This is a genomic window from Streptomyces sp. NH27 (assembly GCF_056859195.1).
This window is the reverse complement of record NZ_JACEGK010000543.1, coordinates 1-5,259: the sequence shown is the minus strand read 5'-3', so window position 1 is coordinate 5,259 and position 5,259 is coordinate 1. Positions and strand designations below refer to the sequence as shown.

Annotated in this window: 6 protein-coding genes; 4 read left to right on the top strand and 2 right to left on the bottom strand. The window is 74.7% G+C overall.

Annotated elements, in window-relative coordinates; genetic code table 11:
* The 4 genes from AC13HU_RS31470 to AC13HU_RS31455 form a co-directional block, all read left to right on the top strand.
* Nucleotides 1-1,253, top strand: a 1,253-nt coding sequence (locus AC13HU_RS31470; RefSeq protein ID WP_483045383.1) for a molybdopterin-dependent oxidoreductase, incomplete at its 5' end; no start/stop codon positions are given.
* Entirely contained in the window at nt 1,250-1,792 is a 543-nt protein-coding gene (locus tag AC13HU_RS31465) for a hypothetical protein (RefSeq protein WP_483045382.1), read from the top strand. The genes AC13HU_RS31470 and AC13HU_RS31465, both read left to right, overlap by 4 nt.
* Before the next feature lie 92 nt (nt 1,793-1,884).
* A complete protein-coding gene (locus AC13HU_RS31460) occupies nt 1,885-2,982 on the top strand; it encodes an NAD-dependent epimerase/dehydratase family protein (RefSeq protein WP_483045381.1) in 1,098 nt (365 codons plus the stop codon).
* On the top strand, nt 2,979-3,755 hold the full coding sequence (locus AC13HU_RS31455; protein ID WP_483045380.1) for a TIGR04282 family arsenosugar biosynthesis glycosyltransferase: 777 nt from the start codon (nt 2,979-2,981) through the stop codon (nt 3,753-3,755). The genes AC13HU_RS31460 and AC13HU_RS31455 overlap by 4 nt, the downstream gene beginning before the upstream one ends.
* Here the strand turns inward: AC13HU_RS31455 and AC13HU_RS31450 are convergent.
* Both AC13HU_RS31450 and AC13HU_RS31445 read right to left on the bottom strand, forming a co-directional pair.
* Entirely contained in the window at nt 3,718-4,410 is a 693-nt protein-coding gene (locus AC13HU_RS31450) for a response regulator (protein ID WP_483045379.1), read from the bottom strand. The genes AC13HU_RS31455 and AC13HU_RS31450 overlap by 38 nt on opposite strands.
* Nucleotides 4,407-5,259, bottom strand: an 853-nt coding sequence (locus AC13HU_RS31445; protein WP_483045378.1) for a sensor histidine kinase, incomplete at its 5' end; no start/stop codon positions are given. The genes AC13HU_RS31450 and AC13HU_RS31445, both read right to left, overlap by 4 nt.

Below are 5,259 nucleotides of genomic sequence, written 5' to 3'. Positions count from 1 at the left end.
GCCCCCTGCGCGGCCCCTGGCTCACCTCCGTCCTCGGCGTGGTCCTGCTCGTCGGCATCCCCGTGCTGTTCGTCACCGGCCTGCTGTCGTACGCCGCGTACAATCCGAACCTGTCGCCGGTCAACGACAAGACCCCGGACAAGGGCCTGTTGGGCCTCTACCTCTTCTCGTGGCCGACCCACCCGTACTGGCTCTACCGCGCCGACCAGGGCGTGCACGTCACCCTCGGGATCGTGCTGGTGCCGGTGCTGCTGGCGAAGCTGTGGTCGGTGGTGCCGAAGCTCTTCACGCTGCCGCCGGTCCGCTCGCCCGCGCACGCGCTGGACCGGCTGTCGCTGCTCCTGCTGGTGGGCGGCGGGATCTTCGAGTTCGTCACCGGCGTGCTGAACGTGCAGTTGGACTACCTCTTCCCCGGGTCGTTCTACCCGCTGCACTTCTACGGCGCGTGGGTGTTCTGCGGCGCGGTGGCCGCGCATGTCGCGCTGCGGCTGCCGAGGACCGTACGGGCCCTGCGCAGCCGGGACTTCAGGGCCGAGTTGCGCACGCCGACCTCCCGTACGGTGCCGGAGGCCGCCGACGACTCCGGCCTGGTCTCCACGCATCCGGCGGCGCCGACGATGTCGCGGCGCGGGGCGCTGGGCATGGTCGGGCTCGGCTCGGTGGCGCTGTTCGCGGTCACCGCGGGGCAGAGCATCGGCGGGCCGCTGCGCGAGACCGCGCTGCTGGCGCCGCACGGCCGCGACCCCGGCACGGGCCCGAACGGCTTCCCGATCAACAAGACCGCGGCGCTGGCGCACATCCGGCCGCAGGACGTGGGCGAGGACTGGCGGCTCGTGGTGCAGGGCGACGGCAACGGTCGCCGCGTGTCACTGACCCTCGACGAGCTGCGGGCGATGGCCCGGCACGGCTCGGCGCTGCCGATCGCCTGCGTCGAGGGCTGGTCGACGTCGGACCAGCACTGGGAGGGGGTGCGGCTGGCCGACCTCGCGGCACTGGTCGGCCATCACGCCGACCCGCCAGGGGTGTTCGTGGAGTCCGCGCAGCTGTCCGGGTCCTTCCGGGCGGTCGCGCTGCGCGCCAACCAGGTCCGCGACCCGCGCTCGCTGCTGGCGCTGCGGGTCAACGGCGCGGAGCTGTCCCACGACCACGGCTACCCGGCCCGGATCATCGTGCCGGCCGCGCCCGGGGTCATGAACACCAAGTGGGTACGCCAACTCACCTTCGGCGCGACGACGTTCGGAGCGCGGACTTGAACAGCCTTACGCCGCACCGTTGTACGCCAACTCCGCCCCGCCGCACGCTTGTCGGCCGGTTCCGGGCGCAGTACGGCGCCTCCCCTGCGCACCTGCTGATCCTCCTCGCGTCCTTCGCGGTGTGCGGGTACGCCGCCGCGCGGCTGCTGGAGCGCGACTGGTTCGACGTGGCGAAGTGGGTGGTGGGCGCGGCGCTGTTGCACGACCTGGTGCTGCTGCCGGCATACGCGGTGGCGGACTGGGCGCTGCACAGGGCGCTGGGCGCGCGGCGCACCGGCACCCGGAACGCCGTAGTCGACCACGTCCGGGTGCCCGCCTTCCTGTCCCTGCTTCTCCTACTCGTGTACTGGCCTCTGATCAGCGGGGCCAGGACGCACTACGCTGCGGCGACCGCGCTGGACCCGGACGTCTTCCTCGGCCGCTGGGCGCTGATCACCGCCGCGCTCTTCGCGGCCTCCGGGGCGGCGTTCGCGCTGCGCCGGTGGCGGGCGACGTGGCGGCCCGGGCGAGGACCGGCGCGCGCGGACCCGTCCGGATGAGGACGCGGCAGCGGAAGCGGGGTTCTTACGGACCTGTGACGCCCCCGCGCGCAGCGGCCCGCGGGCGCGACGCGGACCCTAGGGTCGGCGCCATGCGCGTACTCGTCACCGGCGGCGCGGGCTTCATCGGCTCGCAGATCGTCGCCGCCCTCACCGCTCGAGGGCACGAACCGGTCGTCCTCGACGCCCTGTTGCCCTCCGCCCACCCGGTGCCTCCCGCACTGCCGCCGTTCTCCGCCGCGGAGTGGCTGCACGCCGACGTGCGGGACGGCGCGGCGGTCGCGGGCGCGTTGCGGGGCGTGGACGCGGTCTGCCACCAGGCGGCGATGGTCGGCCTCGGCAAGGACTTCGCGGACGCGCCCGCGTACACGGACTGCAACGACGTCGGCACGGCGGTGCTGCTCGCCGCGATGGCCGCGGCCGGGGTGCGCGACCTGGTGCTCGCCGGGTCGATGGTGGTCTACGGCGAGGGTCGTTACGACTGCGCCCGGCACGGCCGGGTCGCGCCGGGGCCGCGCGCCGCCGGGGAGTTGGCGGCGGGCTGCTTCGAACCGCCGTGCCCGAGCTGCGGCGCGCCGCTGGCCCCCGGACTGGTCGACGAGGACGCGCCGGCCGACCCGCGCAACGTCTACGCGACGACCAAGCTCGCCCAGGAGCACCTGGCCGCGTCCTGGGCCCGCGCCACCAACAGCCGTGCGGTCAGCCTGCGTTACCACAACGTCTACGGTCCCGGCATGCCGCGCGACACCCCGTACGCCGGGGTGGCGTCGTTCTTCCGTTCGTCGCTCGCGCGCGGGGAGGCGCCGCGGGTCTTCGAAGACGGCGGTCAGCGGCGCGACTTCGTGCACGTCAGCGATGTGGCGGCGGCCAACGCCCTTGCGCTGGAGGCTGTTTTGGGCCGCCCGCCGGGCACCTTCCGCGCCTACAACACCGGCAGCGGCACCCCGCACACCGTCGGCGAGATGGCCACCGCGCTGGCGGACGCGCACGGTGGCCCGGCGCCCGTGGTCACCGGCGAGTTCCGGCTCGGCGACGTCCGGCACATCACCGCGTCCTCGGCGCGGCTGCGCGAGGAGATCGGCTGGCGTCCGCAGGTCGAATTCCTCGCCGGGGTACGGGAGTTCGCACACTCCAGGCTACGCGGGCAGGCCGCCGAACGCCCGCCGGCGGAGCGGGCCGGCGTGCGATGACGACGCTGCTGGTGATCGCCAAGGAGCCGGTGCCGGGCCGGGTGAAGACACGTCTGACGCCTCCTCACACTCCTTGTGAGGCAGCTGAGTTGGCGCGGGCCGCGCTCGCGGACACGCTGGCGGCGGTGCTGCGCACGCCCGCGCGGCGCCGGGTGCTGGTGCTGGACGGTGCGCCCGGGCCGTGGCTGCCGCCGGGTTTCGAGGTGGCGCCGCAGGTGTCGGGCGGGCTGGACGAGCGGCTGGCGGCGGCGTTCGGGATGTGCCGGGGCCCGGCGGTGCTGGTGGGCATGGACACCCCGCAGGTCACGCCCGAGCTGTTGCGGCCCGCCGTGGGCCCGTTCGCCTGGCGGGAGTGCTCGGCGTGGTTCGGGCCCGCGGCCGACGGCGGGTTCTGGGCGCTGGGCCTGGCCGTCCCCGACCCGGCGCTGCTGCGCGGGGTGCCGATGTCGAAGCCGTGGACCGGGCGGGCCCAGCGCGACCGGCTGCTCGCGGCGGGCCTGACCGTAGGCGACCTGCCGGTGCTGCGCGACGTGGACACCGCGGCGGACGCGGCGGAGGTGGCCGCCCTCGCGCCGGGCACCCGCTTCGCGCGGACGCTGGCGGCGATGGGGCGGACCGGGTCGGCGAACGCGGTTGCGGGCGCGGTTGCGGTTGCGGTTGCGGGCGCGGGTACGAGCGCCGGCTCGGTTACGGGCGCGGGCGCGGATGCCGGCCCGCTCCCCGGCTCGGCAAGCGCTACGGCTCGAAGCGGTAGCCCATCCCCGGCTCGGTGATGAGGTGGCGCGGCCGGGCCGGGTCGGGTTCGAGCTTGCGGCGCAACTGCGCGAGGTAGACCCGCAGATAGTTGGTCTCGGAGCGGTAGGAAGGACCCCACACCTCCTGGAGCAGCTGCGTCTGGGTGACCAGCCGCCCGGGGTTGCGGACCAGGACCTCCAGCAGGTGCCACTCGGTGGGGGTGAGCCGTACGTCGGCGCCGCCGCTGCCGTGCACCTTCTTCGCGGCCAGGTCCACCGTGAAGGCGTCGGTGACGACCACGGCCTGGTCGTCGGCTCCCGTACTGCTGCCGGGTTCGGCGCGGCGGACCGCGGCGCGCAGCCGGGCCAGCAACTCGTCCATCCCGAACGGCTTGGTGACGTAGTCGTCGGCGCCCGCGTCCAGCGCCTGGACCTTCTCCTTGGAGGCGTGCCGGGCCGACAGGACGATGATCGGCACCCGGGTCCAGCCGCGCAGGCCGCGGATCACCTGGGCACCGTCCATGTCGGGCAGGCTCAGGTCGAGCAGCACCACGTCGGGGTTGTGGGCGGCGGCCAGCCGTAGCGCGCCCGCACCGTCGGGCGCGGCGTCCACGTCGTAGTGGCGGGCCCGCAGGTTGATCACCAGCGCTCGGACGAGCTGGGGTTCGTCGTCCACTACCAGGACCCGGGTCATCGTTCGGGCACTGCCTTTCGCAGATCGGGGTCGGGGATGGCGCCGGGGGCGGTGGGCAGCGTGAAGACCATGCTCAGGCCGCCCCCGGGGGTGTCCTCGGCGGTCAGGGTGCCGCCCATCGCCTCGGTGAAGCCGCGGGCCACGGCGAGGCCGAGCCCGACGCCCGTACCGGCCGGCGGCGCGTCGCCGTAGCGCTGGAACGGTTCGAACACCAGGTCCTTCGCCTCCTCCGGTACGCCGGGGCCGCGGTCGATCACGCGCACCTCGACCCGGGTGCCGTCCGGCAGCACCAGCGGGTCGGCCCTGATCACGACCGGGTGGCCCGGCGGGCTGTACTTGACGGCGTTCTCCACCACGTTGGCCACGGCCCGCTCCAGCAGCCCGGTGTCGGCGCGCACCAGCGGCAGCGCCTCCGGCACCTCCAGCCGTACGGCGTCGGCCGGCACCTCGGCGAGCGCGGCCGGTACCACCTCCTCCAGGGCGACATCGCGCAGCAGCGCGTTGACCGCGCCGGTGCGCAGCCGGCTCATGTCGAGCAGGTTGCCGATGAGGTGGTTGAGCCGGTCGGCGCCGGTCTCGATGCCGGCGAGCAGTTCCGCCTCGTCCTCGGCGCTCCAGTCCACCTCGTCGGAGCGCAGCGAGGTGACGGCCGCCTTGATGCCGGCGAGCGGGGTGCGCAGGTCGTGGGAGACCGCGGCGAGCAGCGCGGTGCGGATATGGTTCCCCTCCGCGAGACGGCGTGCCCGGGCGGCCTGCTCGGCCAGCCTCCGGCGCTCCAGCAGCGCGGCGGTCTGCGCGGCGTACGCGACCAGGACCCGGCGGTCCTGCGCGGGCAGCACCCGCCCGTTC

What these genes read in the sequence shown, in the direction of transcription:
- AC13HU_RS31460 (WP_483045381.1), top strand. Translation starts at nt 1,885, where the DNA reads ATGCGCGTACTCGTCACCGGCGGCGCGGGCTTCATCGGCTCGCAGATC.
- AC13HU_RS31455 (WP_483045380.1), top strand. Translation starts at nt 2,979, where the DNA reads ATGACGACGCTGCTGGTGATCGCCAAGGAGCCGGTGCCGGGCCGGGTG.
- AC13HU_RS31450 (WP_483045379.1), bottom strand. Translation starts at nt 4,410, where the DNA reads ATGACCCGGGTCCTGGTAGTGGACGACGAACCCCAGCTCGTCCGAGCG.